A 14,261-nucleotide genomic window follows, 5' to 3' on the forward strand; every position below is an offset into this window, starting at 1 on the left:
GGAAAGAAAATTCATTAATTTGTCTGATTTCATTTTTTCCATTTATTGTTAAAGTTGTTTTATCAAATAAATTTGGAGGAACAAAAATGAAATTAGTTAAGACGATCGGAATTTTTCTTTTACTTGGAGGAGCTGCTCTTTTTGGAGCTAAAGCATATACACAAAATCAGGCTGGCGAGCTTTCAGGCGTACTGGATCAATTGAATCCATTGGTTACAGAAGGCGAGGTCTATGTAAAGACTAAAAAAGCTGATGAGGTCATTGAACACGGTATTGCGGTATATAAACAAGAAGCTGTAGATAAAGAGGGAAAAAAGAGGGCAATCACCTTCACTGCAGATCATGAATTGATACAGGACCGCTATCTAAAAGTTTATAATAAAGGTGCTCATGTTGAAACCTATGAAGAAGTAACAAAAGAGCAAGTCCCGCAACAAGCATTAAATCAATTGGGCTAAAAAGAGTAGACAATACATTATAATGGAGATATGACGTAACGAGTCATATCTCCATTATTTTTTTATATGCAGAATAGGCGTTTCGTTCTCTTAAAATATGCAGCTTATCTGGACAAGCTAGAATCAGTTGCTGCAATTCCAATTTATTTTTTGTTTCATAATGATGATTCCACACAAACATCATTTTTAGCAAATTCACCGTCGGGGTATAATTTGCTGGTTCTAGATGCCCCTTTTACTTGATGAAGCGTTTCAGAATACGATATAGGCGTACCTGATAAGGGGGGAGGAGAAGTAAAACACTATCCGCTTGAATTAATGCATCCTGAATCCAATCTTGGGTAGTGGTCCCTTCAATGATCCATTCTGAGAAGTTTAAAATATCCTGTAACATTTAGGCAGATTTTTCTTTAGAATAGCGTTTGTCACCCTGCGGTGTTCGCTGCCAAATGAGATTGTCAAGTTCATATATTTGTATCTGTTTCTCCATAGCTAGTTGTTTGGCGAATGTTGTTTTCCCGCTTCCAACAGGGCCCGCGATAACAATTTTCTTCATATCTACCTCCTAATTAAAAGCAATAAAGAAACCGAAGCATAACGTAAGGTCATGTCCGGTTTCATTTTATCTTTATTTAGCTTCTTGCAAAATGTTGATTTTCTCGATACGGATATCTTTTTTTGGTTTGTCACTTTCGTCTGTTTCAGCTGAAGCGATCTTATCGACAACATCCATCCCTTTGGTCACTTGACCGAAGACCGTATGCTTTCCATCTAAGAAAGGTGTCCCGCCGTTTTTATAAGCGTCAATGATTTTTTGTGGGTAATCATCTTTCAATAAGCCATCAGAAACGTCTTGATCGTTTTGAACGATAAAGAATTGGCTGCCGTTTGTTCCGTTGCCATCAGCATCTGTACCTGCATTTGCCATAGATAGTGCTCCGCGGATATTGTATAATTGGTTGCTGAACTCGTCATCAAATGAATCGCCCCAAATACTTTCTCCGCCAGTCCCGTCGCCTTTAGGATCGCCTCCTTGGATCATGAAATCTTTGATTACACGGTGGAAAGTAACGTTATCATAATAGCCGTCTTTTGCATGGGTCATAAAGTTTTCAACTGTTTTTGGTGCTTGTTTTGGGAAGAGCTTGATTTCAATTGAGCCTTCTGTCGTAACCATCTCAACTAAATCCTCATCTTCAGCAACTTTATCTGATAATTGAGGTAACTCTAAAGCATTTAAATCAACCGATTCAGATGTTTTTGTTTCTGAGCTTGAAGATGAATCTGTTTTGTTTTCAGTTTTAGATCCGCACGCTGCAAATACTACTAGTGCTCCTAGAAGAGCTGCAGCAGTGATGAATTTTTTTGTTTTCATAAGGGTAAGTCTTCCTTTCAAAAATAGTTTACATTTCATGATAACAAATGATCAGTATAACTGCTAGTCAAAATAGATTTTTTTTAAAATTTAGGAAAGGTGTAGACCACTTTTCTTCATTCTGCTATAATGAAAATGGATACATTATAATCAATAAAACTCTTAGGGGGCAGCACAATGGGAAAATTAGGTATTTCGATTTATCCAGAACGTTCAACTTTCGAAAAGGACAAAGCATATTTAGACTTAGCGCATAAATATGGATTTAAACGTGTATTTACCAGCTTGCTTCAAATTACAGAAAATAAAGAAAAAGTATTAGCAGAATTTAAAAAAGTCGTCGACTACGCAAATAGCCTTGACATGGAAGTGATGGTAGATATCAACCCAGCTCTATTTGAACAATTAGAGATTTCTTATGATGATTTATCATTTTTCAATGAAATGGGCGCTTACGGCGTACGTTTGGATATTGGTTTTACAGGAGCCGAAGAAGCAAAAATGACCCGTAACCCTTATGGAATCAAAATAGAAATCAATATGAGTACAGGCACAAGCTATGTAGATAATATCATGAGCTATTCACCGAATACGGAGAATTTACTAGGTTCGCATAATTTTTATCCGCATCGTTATTCAGGTTTAGGTTATGATCATTTTGTCTTTTGTTCTGAGAAATTTAGAAAATACAATTTGAATACAATGGCGTTTGTCAATTCACATGACGCAACGTTTGGTCCTTGGCCGACACAAGATGGCTTATGTTCATTAGAAGATCACCGTGATCTTGAAATTGCTACGCAAGTGAAACATCTTGTACTTACAGGCTTGATCGATGATATTTTAGTAGGAAACGCTTATGCTTCAGAAGCTGAATTAAAGGCAATGGCAGAGGCTTTCAATGCCGAATATCCATCTGTAAAAGTCGATGTGGCAGATGATATTTCAGAGGATGAAAGAGAAGTTTTATTTACTAGCTTGCATAGCTACCGCGGTGATCGTTCAGAATACATTTTACGTTCTACAATGACCCGCATTCATTTTAAAGATCGTGAATTTCCAGCACATAACACGATCGATATGACTAAAGGTGATGTTTTGATCGATAATGTTGGCTATGGTCAATACAAAGGCGAAACGCAAATTGCTTTGAAGCCAATGAAAAATGATGGACGTGTCAATGTGGTTGGGCGTATTTCTGATGACGAACTATTCTTATTAGATTTCCTGAAACCATGGTCCAGTTTTAAATTGATCGAAAACAAAAAATAATTGAAAAAAATGAAATGGGGACAGAAGAGTTAGTCTTATTTTCTTGGCTTTCAAGTCTTGGTGCTTCAGCAGTTATAATTTTGTTAGCTATGCTCGAAGTGGGGGATTTACTTCTATTTTCACTGTTTATTCGTTTTTAAAAGGACTGGGGCATAACTTATAGAGTTATATCTCAGTCCTATTTTTATGTTTGCTCTGCGTAAATAGCTGTCCCTTTTGGTATAATAGGTAAAATGAGGTGATAGTATTGGAGAAGGAATTAAGTATTTTATTGTCAAAACTTCAAGGAATCGCACAGACTGGTAAACAGTTTGGCAAAGATATTTTTGATCAAGAACGATACGAGGAGCTCTCGATCGTTGCTAAAGAATTAACTCACTTACTGTATCCAGAGTTACCTGAACGAGAGCTTATGATTTTTTTCGATGAAGATGAAGGCTACGCGACGCCTAAAGTAGATATTCGAGCAGTTGTTTTCAATCAAGAAGGTAAATTACTATTGGTTAAAGAAAAAAGCGATGATTCTTGGGCTTTACCGGGTGGTTGGGCTGATATCGGGTATTCTCCAAAAGAAGTTGCGGAAAAAGAAGTTATGGAAGAAACAGGACTAAAAGTCAAGGCCGAACGACTAGTAGCAGTTTTAGATAAAGCCAAACATGCATACCCATCATCATTGACCTACGTGTATAAATTTTTTATACGATGTCAGCCGATTGGCCAAAAAATCAAGCCTGGGATTGAAACAAGTGAAGTCGGTTATTTTACACTTGAAGAAATTTACGCACTGAAACTTTCTAAAGCGCGAGCGATCAAACAAAATTATGAGATGCTTTTTCATGATTACCAGCATGAAAAAAATGAAATGATCTGTGATTAAGATTGCGAAAATGAGGATAAAACTTTATACTGTTTAAGGATTAAAAAAAGATCGCAATTTGTATAGGGAAACGAGAAATCTAAATAATAATGCTTTATCGTGAAGTAAGGAGTCATTAAATGAAAAAAATAGGAAAGATATTGGTTGCCGTTTTTGTGATCATCGCGATCATCTTGATCGGCGCAGGGATGTACTTTTATAATTACGCAGTTGTTCCATCTGAAAAAGACTTTTTAGCGGGAGATACTCCCGGCACTGACATAGAGGCAAAAAGTCCAGAAGAAAAATGGTTTAAGGATGATCAGAACCGTTCTTATTGGTCACAGCAATCGGAAGATGGATTAAAGCTCCAAGCCATCTATTTACCAGCTGATGAAAAAACAGATAAAAATGTTATTATGGCGCATGGTTATATGGGAACGGCGGAAACAATGGCTAAGTTTGCAAAAATGTATCATGATTGGGGATATAATGTGTTAGTTCCTGATGCTCGCGGACATGGTGAAAGCGAAGGAGAATATATCGGTTTTGGCTGGCCGGAACGTAAAGATTATCTTCAATGGATCGATCAAATGATCGATAAAAATGGAGAAAATGCACAAATCACACTATATGGAATTAGTATGGGCGGAGCGACCGTTATGATGACAAGTGGTGAAAAACTGCCAAAAAATGTTAAGGCGATCGTAGAAGATTGTGGTTATTCTTCAGTAAACGGAGAATTGACGTATCAATTAAAAGATATGTTTAATTTGCCATCCTTTCCTCTGATTCCAGTGACAAGCACGATCACTAAAATACGTGCGGGCTATTTCTTTGGTGAAGCAAGTTCAGTCGCGCAATTGAAGAAAAATAAAACCCCGATATTATTTATTCATGGTGATGCTGATACATTTGTACCATTTGAAATGTTGGATGAGGTGTATAATGCAACTGATGCACCGAAAGAGAAATATGTTGTTCAAGGCGCTGAACATGCAAAAGCCTTTTCTATTGATCCAAAAGCATATAAAGAAGAGGTCAATAAATTTTTAACGCAATACGTAGATTAAAAAAACTCAATTCCTAAGTGGCTGAGATATGACTTTGATTAGTTGTATTTCAGTCACTTTTAAAATGGTGGTGAGAACTGTTTGTGTTTTTTTCGTGTGAAGACTAGTCAGAGGTCAGCATTCTTTGATATGATAATAAAAAGAAATGAGGTAAAATAATGGAAGAACAAATAACCGATTATTTACACTACTTACAAATCGAACGCGGACTATCTCTTAACACAAGAAAAAGCTACGAACGCGACTTACATAAATACAATGCCTTTTTGACAGAACAGCAAATAGACTCTTGGCAATCGGTGGACCGATACATAATTATGGAATATTTACAATCGTTGAATAATGACAATAACTCTTCTGCAACGATCATCCGGATGATTTCGACTTTAAGAGGGTTTCATCAATTTTTGAGGCAAGAACGCCTGACGGATCACGATCCAATGCAGCATATCGATTCACCGAAAAAAGCGCAAAAACTACCTAGTACACTGTCTGTAGAAGAAGTAACAACATTGATCGAAACACCAGATACGACAAAACCACTGGGCATAAGAAATCGGACGATTTTAGAAGTGATGTATGCTACAGGTTTGCGTGTGAGTGAACTTGTAGATTTAAAAATTGGCGATCTTCATTTATCGATCGGTTTATTACAAACGATCGGTAAAGGAGACAAAGAACGTATCATCCCTTTAGGAGATTATGCAATTCAATGGATCGAGAAATATATGGAAGAAGCCCGGCCTGTGCTCATCAAAAAAAATCCTAATGAAACACATTTATTTGTCAATCATCATGGAAAACCACTATCTCGTCAAGGGGTTTGGAAAAATTTAAAACAAATCGTTCAAGAAGCTGGGATCAGTAAAAACATCACGCCGCATACATTAAGACATAGTTTTGCTACCCATTTGTTAGAAAACGGTGCAGATTTGCGTATTGTCCAAGAATTGCTAGGTCATGCAGATATTTCAACTACTCAAATTTATACTCATATTACAAAACAACGAATGGCGGATGTCTATAAACAGCATTTCCCAAGAGCTTGATCAAAGCAGGTATTCTACAGAAGAAGGTGAGACCATGTTAACGAACTACCGAAAAGAACAGCGGAAAATAGCGATGGGCTTGTTGAGCTTTCACCAAAAGCTGACAGAATATCATTCGTTGTTGAAAGAAATCGACATGTATGAAAATGACGAAAACCTTTATTTGCTCCTTTGGACACCAGAAGGGGATCAGAATATCCAGGGAATCATAGGGATCGAGTTAGAAGATTCTGCTGGAATAATCGTTCACGATATTTCGATCACACCTTCTTTCCGTGGTGAAAAGCTTGGATTTGAGCTTTTGGATGAAGTTCTAGAGCTATATCCAGGGCTGAAATTATACGGCACTGTTGCTACATCTGCTTATTTATCTAAATGGAAAGAACACAACGAATAAATTTTATGGTAAACTAGAGAGTCGAAAAAGAAAGTTGGATGATCTTGCAGGAAATGAATGTAAAGTTAGATGTATTTGAAGGACCGCTCGATCTTCTTTTACATTTAATCAAGAAACTTGAAATTGATATTTACGATATCCCAATTGCTGCTGTAACAGAGCAGTATATGAATTATATTCACACAATGAAAACCTTGGAACTGGAAGTAGCTGGTGAATATATCGTTATGGCGGCAACTTTGATGGCTATCAAAAGTAAAATGTTGCTGCCAAAACAAGAGCTGGAAGTTACAGATGATGATGAACTTCTAACAGGTGAAGATCCGCGGGATGCGCTCGTGGCTCAATTATTAGAATATCGTAAATTCAAATATGCAGCTGGGCTTTTGCATGAAAAAGAGTCTGAAAGAAGTCTTTATTATACGAAAGAACCAATGGATGTCGACGAATATAAGGAAGACAACCCTTTGCTGGAGCCAAATCAATTAAATACGATCGATTTATTTTTGGCTTTTCATGCAATGCTTGAAAAGAAAAAAAATCGGCAGCCTGTAGAAACTACTGTGGCCGGCGATGACGTGTCGATCGAGGAAAAAATAACTGCGATCTCGCAAAGAATGGCTCAAATCGACCGCCAAACACCGGTCAATTTTGAAGATTTTTTTACATCACATTCAAAACAGGAAATCGTCACAACCTTCATGGCGCTACTGGAATTGATGAAAAAGGGATCGATACATGTAGAGCAGGAAGAAAATTACAGTACAATTTTGCTGTACAATACAGCAAATGAGATCGAATCAAGTACGGAGGAAACAGCGTGACCACAATTAGTCAAATCGAAGCAATTCTATTCGTTGTTGGTGAGGAAGGAATTGGCTTGGAAGAATTATCCTATTTATTAGAACTTTCTACAGCGAAAACCTATGAATCACTAACAGCTTTAAAAGAACGCTATGAAACAGATGATCAGTCTGCATTGAATATATTAGAAGTTGGAAATCATTTTGTCTTATCGACTAAAAAATCCTTTGCACCACTATTGAAAAAATATGCGCAATCACCGATTTCAAATGCTTTGTCACAAGCCGCATTAGAAACATTGTCGATCGTGGCCTATAAACAACCAATTTCAAGAGTAGAGGTGGATGAAATCCGAGGTGTGCAGTCAGCAGGTTCAATGCAAAAATTAGTTGCACGTCAATTAATAGAAGAAAAAGGGCGAGTAGACGGTCCGGGACGCGCAATTTTGTATGGTACAACTGCCTATTTTATGGATTATTTTGGTTTAAAATCATTAGAAGAGTTGCCGGATATTCAGCAAATGGAAGAAGAAATCGCTGAAGAATTGCCATTAGACCTCTTTTTTGACCGCTATAAAGAATTGAACGAAGAAGAACAAACGGAGATCAACGAATCGGAGGAAGAAAACTAAATGGAGAGACTTCAAAAAGTAATCGCTCATGCTGGTATCGCATCACGCAGAAAAGCAGAAGAATATATTGTGAAGGGGCGGGTCAAAGTAAATGGAAAAGTCATTCGTGAACTTGGCACGCAAGTAGGGAAAAGTGATCTAGTGGAGGTCGATGACGTACCGATCTATAAAGAAGAGTACGGATATTACTTGTTTTATAAACCTAAAGGAGTCATCTCGGCTGTATCAGATAATAAAGGGAGAAAAGTGGTTACTGACTATTTCACTCATATCAAAGAACGTATTTATCCCGTTGGACGATTGGATTACGATACATCAGGATTGCTGCTACTGACAAATGACGGTGAATTTTCACAGCGTTTGACACATCCGAGTCATGAGGTAGATAAAGTGTATGTAGCAAAAGTTAAGGGTTTAGCTAAAAAACATGATTTTCTTCCCTTGACAAAAGGAATCAAAATCGACGGCTATAAAACGGCGCCAGCGGCTTTTCAAATCATTTCTGTTGATTTGAAGACAAATACAAGTATTGTAGAACTGACGATTCACGAAGGACGCAACCATCAAGTAAAAAACATGCTTCAGTCAGTTGGTTATCCAGTTCAAAAACTTAAAAGAGAAAAATATGGAGATTTAACCTTAAAAGGACTTCGTCCCGGTGAATACCGTTCTTTAAATAAAAAAGAAATCAGTGTGTTGATGAACCAGTCAAAATAAAAGGGAAGAGAGCGAAACAAAACTGATTTTTAGTTTTTGTCTTGCTCTTTACATCCAAATCGACACTTTTTTCTCAGCCTTTTTTCTATAAATAAAATTATTATGTGACAATCTGAACATAAAGATTGATTTTTCTCGAAAAGGTTGTATACTGTAGTTGTACTAAAAAAATTAATAAAGGTTCGTCTTCAGGGGCAGGGTGAAATTCCCGACCGGTGGTTATAGTCCACGACCTACTTCTTTTGAAGTAGTTGAATTGGTGAAATTCCAGTACCGACAGTAAAGTCTGGATAAAGAAGATAGGGCTTATTTGAATTGGCATTTTTCAAATAAGATAACTCTACTCTATTTTCCCTGTTGGAAAATAGAGTTTTTTGTTGTGAATCACTACGCTATGCTTTGATCTCATCAATTTCTAAAAGTTAAAGTACCTAAAATTAATTAGAAGTAGAGGATGTAAAGTATATGGTGAGCTAATCAAGTGACTTTACTGGTCTTGATCCTAATGATCGTGTTTCGTTTCAGTATCATCAATCTATAAGAGCTTAATTTTCAATAATTGATGAGCGATACTCGTGTAAGGGTAGGCATGATGAATAGCAGAAATATTATCGGGTCGAGGCACTTAAGCTATTTTGGTCTCGTTCTCGAAAGAGTATTAATCACTGCTCACAGCAAAATTGGAGTTTTAGTTGGAAATGTTGATTTAGAGAAGTTCGTTTGAAGATGGGTCCTTAACAGGAGGATTTCATATGCGAAACAACAAGGTACAAAAAATGGTAAGTGTAGCAATGTTAGCAGCAATCGGTGTGGTTTTACAGTTCGTGGCTTTTCCAATCATGCCAGCATTCAGTTTCTTGAAAATCGATTTCAGTGATATTCCAGTCATGATCAGTATGTTCTTATTTGGACCGCTGGCAGGAATCAGTACAGCTTTTATCAGATCTGTTCTGCATTTGTTTACAACGGGAATATCGCCGCAAAATTTTGTTGGAGATGCTGCCAGCTTTTTTGCAACAACGATGTTCACCTTACCAATGTATTACTTTTTTAAACGAGGAAGCCATAAGACGGCAAATAAGGTTTTCGGTGTGATAACGGGAATTCTTGGTCTGACTATATTTATGAGTGTGGCCAACTATTTTGTGATTACGCCAATTTATTTGAAGTTGTTCGGAGTATCCGCTGGAGAGTTTTTAGGAATGTCTTTAGCGAAATACGTAACGATCGGTATTCTTCCATTTAACCTGATCAAGGGAGCTATCGTGAGTGCTGTTTTCTTAGTTCTTCATGCAAAATTATTACCATGGCTTTCTAGAAAACAACATCAGTTAGGAAATAAAAAACCAATAATGAAATAATTTATAGATGAAAGAATCGAGCCATTTCTCGATTCTTTTTTTATATTCAGAGCTAATTTATCTATTTCTATACTTCTTTCTGATAAAATGTAAAAGAAGAAGAAAGGGGCAAAAATCCAAAATGAAAAAATGGCAAAAACGTTTGCTGTGGATATTCGGAGCGATAGTCGCACTGACTTTGATCGGGTTATTTTATCTCAAGACCATTACTTATACACCAACGACTGCAGCAATTGAAAGTGCTAAACAAGCAGAAAAAGAAAATGGAGTTTTAGTATTCAAAGGGGACGAAAATAAACCATCAGTGATTTTTTATCAAGGAGCCTTGGTTGAAAATACAAGCTATAGCCCTTGGGCGCAACAAGTGGCAAAAGCAGGCTACTCAGTCTATTTAGTACAACAACCATTTAATTTGGCTGTTTTAGGGCAAAATAAAGCAGAATCGGTGATCAAAGATAACAAACTTACGAACTACGTGATTGGCGGGCATTCTTTAGGCGGCGTCATGGCAAGTCGTTTTGCAGCGGATCAAGAAGAACAAGCTACTCTCAAGGGTGTCTTTTTCTTAGCAAGTTATCCTGATGAAAAAGGCAGCTTAGCCGAATTTAACGGGCAGGTTTTATCGTTGACTGGTTCAGAAGATGGTGTATTGAACTGGAAAGCGTATGAGGATGCTAAAAAGTATTTACCGAAGCAAACACTATATGAAGAAATAAACGGTGGGAACCATGCTGGTTTTGGCAGTTATGGGGAACAAAAAGGAGATCAGCCTGCTTTGATCAATAATGATGAACAGCAAAAAGAAGTAGCTGAGCGCTTAATCAAGTGGCTAGATACGATAAAATAAAAAAAGAACAGAAGACGGACGTGATAAGTTGCAGCCAGCTTCTGTTCTTCTTTATTGTTATTTTTCAGCGATCTCTATTGCACGAACCGGACATTTGCGGTACGCTGTTAAGACATTCCTTTGTTCATCATCACTTATCCATTCTTGTTGAGCAGAGTGATCATGAGTTAAGAGAACAATGCCGTCATCATCATAATCGAAAATTTCAGGTGCATAGATTTGACATAAACCACAAGCGATACATTTATCTGGAATTATTTTACATAACATAGTGACACATCCTATTCTAGCATTCAAAGAGGTGAAACAATGGATCCACTCTTTATTTTAACGTTATTTCAGCACGGATACAAGGTTCGAACATCCACATTATACCATCTTTTAAAAGGAAAACGAACGAGTTCTGTTTTGGTTTATGGCTACCTTTATAGGAATCTCCGCTTCTTTCACCTATGCCCGGAATTATCTGAACAAGAATTTAACAGGCAGCTACAAAGCTTGAGTGAAGCTGGCTTGCTGACGATAGACCAATCGGGAGAAGTCCAGATCACAGCTAAAGGAAATCTGACCTTAAATGATCAAAATCAAACTATTCAATGGCTCGACAATTATCGCTTTGGTAAAACAGATGAAGAAATTTGGCGTTTTTTACAATTTCTAGTACAAGTGACCTCTCATTTGTCTTACGGAGATAAAAAATATATCCCCCTTGAACAATCTCCCTTTTATCAAGCTTTCTTAAAACAAAGGATTGCAGTGGTCAAAAAAAATGAACTGATTCAAATGATGAAAACAGAATGGCATTGGTTACTATCGCGTTTATCGAAAAAGGAAGCCGATTATTTTGCTCAACAATTTTCTGGTTATGAGCAAATTGGCAAAACAGTCACTCAAATCCTGCACAAAGAATCAACGCCATTCGAGCAGTTTTTAGTAAAGAAAGAACGGCTGCACCATCTACTCTATGAAATTGAAAACATGCCAGGAGAAACGTTTTTAAAACAGTCGATCCAACCTTTTATGATAAAAAATGACAATCAGAGTATGACTCAAACAAAAAAGCACTTGCGTCAACAGAGTTCAATTGAAACAATAGCACAACAAAGAGGAATGAAAAAAAGCACGATTCAAGATCATTTGCTGGAACTTGCTTTAACAGAAGAGATCCCCTTTGAACAGTATATTTCAAAAGAAACCTATCAATTTTTAGATCAACTTTCAAGCCCCTGCCCACAATGGGTCTATCGCACCTTGAAGCAAAAAAATAAAGACCTTGATTATTTTGAATATCGATTATACCAAATTGAAAAACTAAAAAACGAAAGAGCTGATACATTGCCATGATCGATCTAGAGCAGTTTTTACATGATAATTTTGGCTTTCCTACATTTAAACCAGGACAAAAAGAAGTGATCCAGCAATTGCTAAATAAAAAAGATACGCTGGCTGTTTTACCAACTGGAACGGGCAAGTCACTTTGTTACCAAATGATTGGGCAACTTACTGAAGGAACGGTTATCATCGTATCGCCTTTGCTATCTTTAATGGAAGATCAAGTGATTCAGTTACAAAAACAAGGAGAAACAAGAGGAATAGCACTAAATAGCAGCTTGAACTTTTTTGAAAAACGATTTGTGTTGGCTCACTTGAATCAATATAAATATATTTTTGTCAGCCCTGAAACCTTGTTGCAAAAGGAAGTTCGGACAAGTCTTTCTCAAGTGACCGTGTCACTATTCGTGGTGGATGAAGCACATTGTGTTGCTCAATGGGGCGTAGATTTTAGGCCAGAATACACGAAACTAGCTCAAATTCAGCAAGAATGCGGGTTTCCTTTGACCCTAGCGCTAACTGCTACCGCAACACCAGCAGTCAAAGAGGAAATCATCGCTCAATTGTTTGCTCACAGTCAAGAAGTTTCGCAAATCGTATACTCTGTCAACCGGCCGAATATTGGACTCATTGTCGATCAAACGACGGAAAAAGAAGAACTGCTGATTTCTTATCTAATGCAATTGAAGCAAAAAGGGGTCATTTATTGTGCGACAAGAAAAACGGCCGAAATGCTTGATCGTCTTATCAAAGAACAAACGAACTTGAAAACAGCGTATTATCATGGCGGCTTGACCCCTGTTGAACGCAGCTTACTGCAGCAGCAGTTTGTCCACAATCAACTTGATGTTTTATGTGCGACGAATGCTTTTGGAATGGGGATCGATAAGCCGGATGTTCGGTTTGTTATTCATTATGATTGTCCAGACAGCTTAGAAAATTATGTTCAGGAAATCGGTCGTGCAGGACGAGATGGACTAAATAGTATTGCGATCTTACTCTACCAAAAAGGCGATGAATCGATCCATTATTATTTTCAATCTGAAAGTCGAATGGATCGTGAAATCCTACATACATTGATATCTTCACTCTCTGAAAATGAACTAGATGAGTTAGCGCTGAGTGAAATCCAACAAAAATGGATTCAAGGGTATCTGGACCAAGAATATACAATTGAAGAATTGGAACAACGATTATTAAGAAAAGAGAAAGAACGTCAACAACAATTGAGAATTATGTTAAACTATATCCAGCAATCAAACTGCCGCCGTCGATTCATTCAACAGTATTTCTCAGAGGAAGTAGAAGAAAATCATCAAGTATTATGCTGTGATAATTGTGGCTTATCCTTTGACAGTTACCGAGGACAAATAGTACAATCACCAGAAGAAAACGAAATCCTCGATCGGTGGGAGGATATTTTGATAAGATTATTTAAAGAATGAAAATAATCTTTTTTTAGACTGCAACTCAAAAAAAGCTGTGGTATAATAGCAAAAGAGAATTTTTAGGAGGAACAGATACGTGAGTAAACGAGATAAGAAAAATGGTGTACGTGAACCATGGGAGCAGTCAATTTATGATACAGATAAGGGTGCGGGAGGTTCTCGTTCAGAAAAGCGTCAACAAAAGAAAGGAAACACAGTTTTTCTAACGATTTTAGTTATCTTATTACTATTGATCATTTCACTGCCGGTAGGAACTTACCTTTATGTAATGAGAGATAAAAAACCAGATGCAAGCAAACAAGCGAGTCAGCCGTCATCATCAGTTGTCGTTCAATCGTCAACTAAAAACAGCTCGACACAGCCTTCGTCATCAAGTGAATCTCAACAACAATCTACTTCATCATCAGAAGCGGAAACAGATCCGAATGGTGTAACGACGCCATCGTCAAGTGAAGCAGAGGCTGGTGCGGTATATGATGCTGTTCAGTCTGGAGAAGGTCCAAACCAAGTAGCAGCCAGAAACGGGATCACTTTAGAAGAGTTACTGCAATTGAATGGTATGACAGGTGACGAAATGTTACAGCCAGGGCAAGAGTTACGTGTAAAATAATAAACAATACATCAGCAGGAAATGATCCAAT

The 14,261-nt window shown here is 37.3% G+C and carries 18 protein-coding genes and 1 riboswitch; of the genes, 14 read left to right on the top strand and 4 right to left on the bottom strand.

What is annotated here, in order from left to right; all coding sequences use genetic code 11:
• Positions 1-86 precede the first annotated feature (86 nt).
• On the top strand, positions 87-458 hold the full coding sequence (locus CC204_RS02615; RefSeq protein WP_088268686.1) for a YxeA family protein: 372 nt from the start codon (positions 87-89) through the stop codon (positions 456-458).
• 43 nt (positions 459-501) lie between these two features.
• Here CC204_RS02615 and CC204_RS21455 read toward each other — a convergent pair whose 3' ends face one another.
• From CC204_RS21455 to CC204_RS02625, 3 genes are all read right to left on the bottom strand, one after another.
• A complete protein-coding gene (locus CC204_RS21455) occupies positions 502-642 on the bottom strand; it encodes a hypothetical protein (RefSeq protein WP_227011219.1) in 141 nt (46 codons plus the stop codon).
• A 210-nt stretch (positions 643-852) separates the two neighbouring features.
• The gene (locus CC204_RS21460) at positions 853-1,014 is read right to left on the bottom strand and encodes a P-loop NTPase family protein (RefSeq protein WP_227011220.1); all 162 of its coding nucleotides are present in this window, start codon (positions 1,012-1,014) and stop codon (positions 853-855) included.
• A gap of 72 nt (positions 1,015-1,086) precedes the next feature.
• Positions 1,087-1,833 (bottom strand): peptidylprolyl isomerase, encoded by a 747-nt coding sequence (locus tag CC204_RS02625; protein WP_088268687.1) that lies wholly within the window; start codon positions 1,831-1,833, stop codon positions 1,087-1,089.
• Between the two features lie 177 nt (positions 1,834-2,010).
• Here CC204_RS02625 and CC204_RS02630 point away from each other — a divergent pair, with 177 nt between their 5' ends.
• From CC204_RS02630 to CC204_RS02675, 10 genes are all read left to right on the top strand, one after another.
• Positions 2,011-3,105 (top strand): DUF871 domain-containing protein, encoded by a 1,095-nt coding sequence (locus CC204_RS02630; RefSeq protein WP_088268688.1) that lies wholly within the window; start codon positions 2,011-2,013, stop codon positions 3,103-3,105.
• A gap of 238 nt (positions 3,106-3,343) precedes the next feature.
• Positions 3,344-3,982: an NUDIX hydrolase N-terminal domain-containing protein gene (locus CC204_RS02635; RefSeq protein WP_227011221.1), complete on the top strand. Its 639-nt coding sequence runs from the start codon at positions 3,344-3,346 to the stop codon at positions 3,980-3,982.
• Positions 3,983-4,101: 119 nt separating this feature from the next.
• Positions 4,102-5,034, top strand: a complete 933-nt coding sequence (locus CC204_RS02640) for an alpha/beta hydrolase (protein WP_088268690.1) — start codon at positions 4,102-4,104, stop codon at positions 5,032-5,034.
• 158 nt (positions 5,035-5,192) lie between these two features.
• Positions 5,193-6,083 (top strand): site-specific tyrosine recombinase XerD, encoded by an 891-nt coding sequence (xerD, locus tag CC204_RS02645; RefSeq protein ID WP_088268691.1) that lies wholly within the window; start codon positions 5,193-5,195, stop codon positions 6,081-6,083.
• Between the two features lie 34 nt (positions 6,084-6,117).
• Positions 6,118-6,480: a GNAT family N-acetyltransferase gene (locus CC204_RS02650; RefSeq protein WP_088268692.1), complete on the top strand. Its 363-nt coding sequence runs from the start codon at positions 6,118-6,120 to the stop codon at positions 6,478-6,480.
• Between the two features lie 44 nt (positions 6,481-6,524).
• Positions 6,525-7,304 carry a segregation/condensation protein A gene (locus CC204_RS02655; RefSeq protein WP_162288369.1) on the top strand — a complete coding sequence of 260 codons (780 nt, stop codon included), beginning with the start codon at positions 6,525-6,527 and terminating at the stop codon, positions 7,302-7,304.
• Positions 7,301-7,915 carry an SMC-Scp complex subunit ScpB gene (gene scpB, locus CC204_RS02660; RefSeq protein WP_088268694.1) on the top strand — a complete coding sequence of 205 codons (615 nt, stop codon included), beginning with the start codon at positions 7,301-7,303 and terminating at the stop codon, positions 7,913-7,915. The genes CC204_RS02655 and scpB overlap by 4 nt, the downstream gene beginning before the upstream one ends.
• A complete protein-coding gene (locus tag CC204_RS02665) occupies positions 7,916-8,632 on the top strand; it encodes a pseudouridine synthase (RefSeq protein ID WP_088268695.1) in 717 nt (238 codons plus the stop codon).
• A gap of 180 nt (positions 8,633-8,812) precedes the next feature.
• Positions 8,813-8,937, top strand: a riboswitch (FMN riboswitch).
• A gap of 447 nt (positions 8,938-9,384) precedes the next feature.
• The gene (locus CC204_RS02670; protein WP_088268696.1) at positions 9,385-9,993 is read left to right on the top strand and encodes an ECF transporter S component; all 609 of its coding nucleotides are present in this window, start codon (positions 9,385-9,387) and stop codon (positions 9,991-9,993) included.
• A 121-nt stretch (positions 9,994-10,114) separates the two neighbouring features.
• A complete protein-coding gene (locus CC204_RS02675) occupies positions 10,115-10,840 on the top strand; it encodes an alpha/beta hydrolase (protein WP_088268697.1) in 726 nt (241 codons plus the stop codon).
• Between the two features lie 57 nt (positions 10,841-10,897).
• Here CC204_RS02675 and CC204_RS02680 read toward each other — a convergent pair whose 3' ends face one another.
• Entirely contained in the window at positions 10,898-11,110 is a 213-nt protein-coding gene (locus CC204_RS02680) for a ferredoxin (protein WP_088268698.1), read from the bottom strand.
• A gap of 39 nt (positions 11,111-11,149) precedes the next feature.
• Between CC204_RS02680 and CC204_RS02685 the strand changes: the two genes are divergently transcribed.
• From CC204_RS02685 to CC204_RS02695, 3 genes are all read left to right on the top strand, one after another.
• Positions 11,150-12,184, top strand: coding sequence for a YpbB family protein (locus tag CC204_RS02685; RefSeq protein WP_088268699.1), 1,035 nt, complete (start codon positions 11,150-11,152; stop codon positions 12,182-12,184).
• The gene (locus tag CC204_RS02690; RefSeq protein ID WP_088268700.1) at positions 12,181-13,617 is read left to right on the top strand and encodes a RecQ family ATP-dependent DNA helicase; all 1,437 of its coding nucleotides are present in this window, start codon (positions 12,181-12,183) and stop codon (positions 13,615-13,617) included. The genes CC204_RS02685 and CC204_RS02690 overlap by 4 nt, the downstream gene beginning before the upstream one ends.
• A 79-nt stretch (positions 13,618-13,696) precedes the next feature.
• Positions 13,697-14,230 carry an SAG1386/EF1546 family surface-associated protein gene (locus tag CC204_RS02695; RefSeq protein ID WP_088268701.1) on the top strand — a complete coding sequence of 178 codons (534 nt, stop codon included), beginning with the start codon at positions 13,697-13,699 and terminating at the stop codon, positions 14,228-14,230.
• The last annotated feature ends 31 nt before the right edge of the window (positions 14,231-14,261 follow it).

Source organism: Enterococcus wangshanyuanii (genome assembly GCF_002197645.1).
Lineage (GTDB): Bacteria > Bacillota > Bacilli > Lactobacillales > Enterococcaceae > Enterococcus_L > Enterococcus_L wangshanyuanii.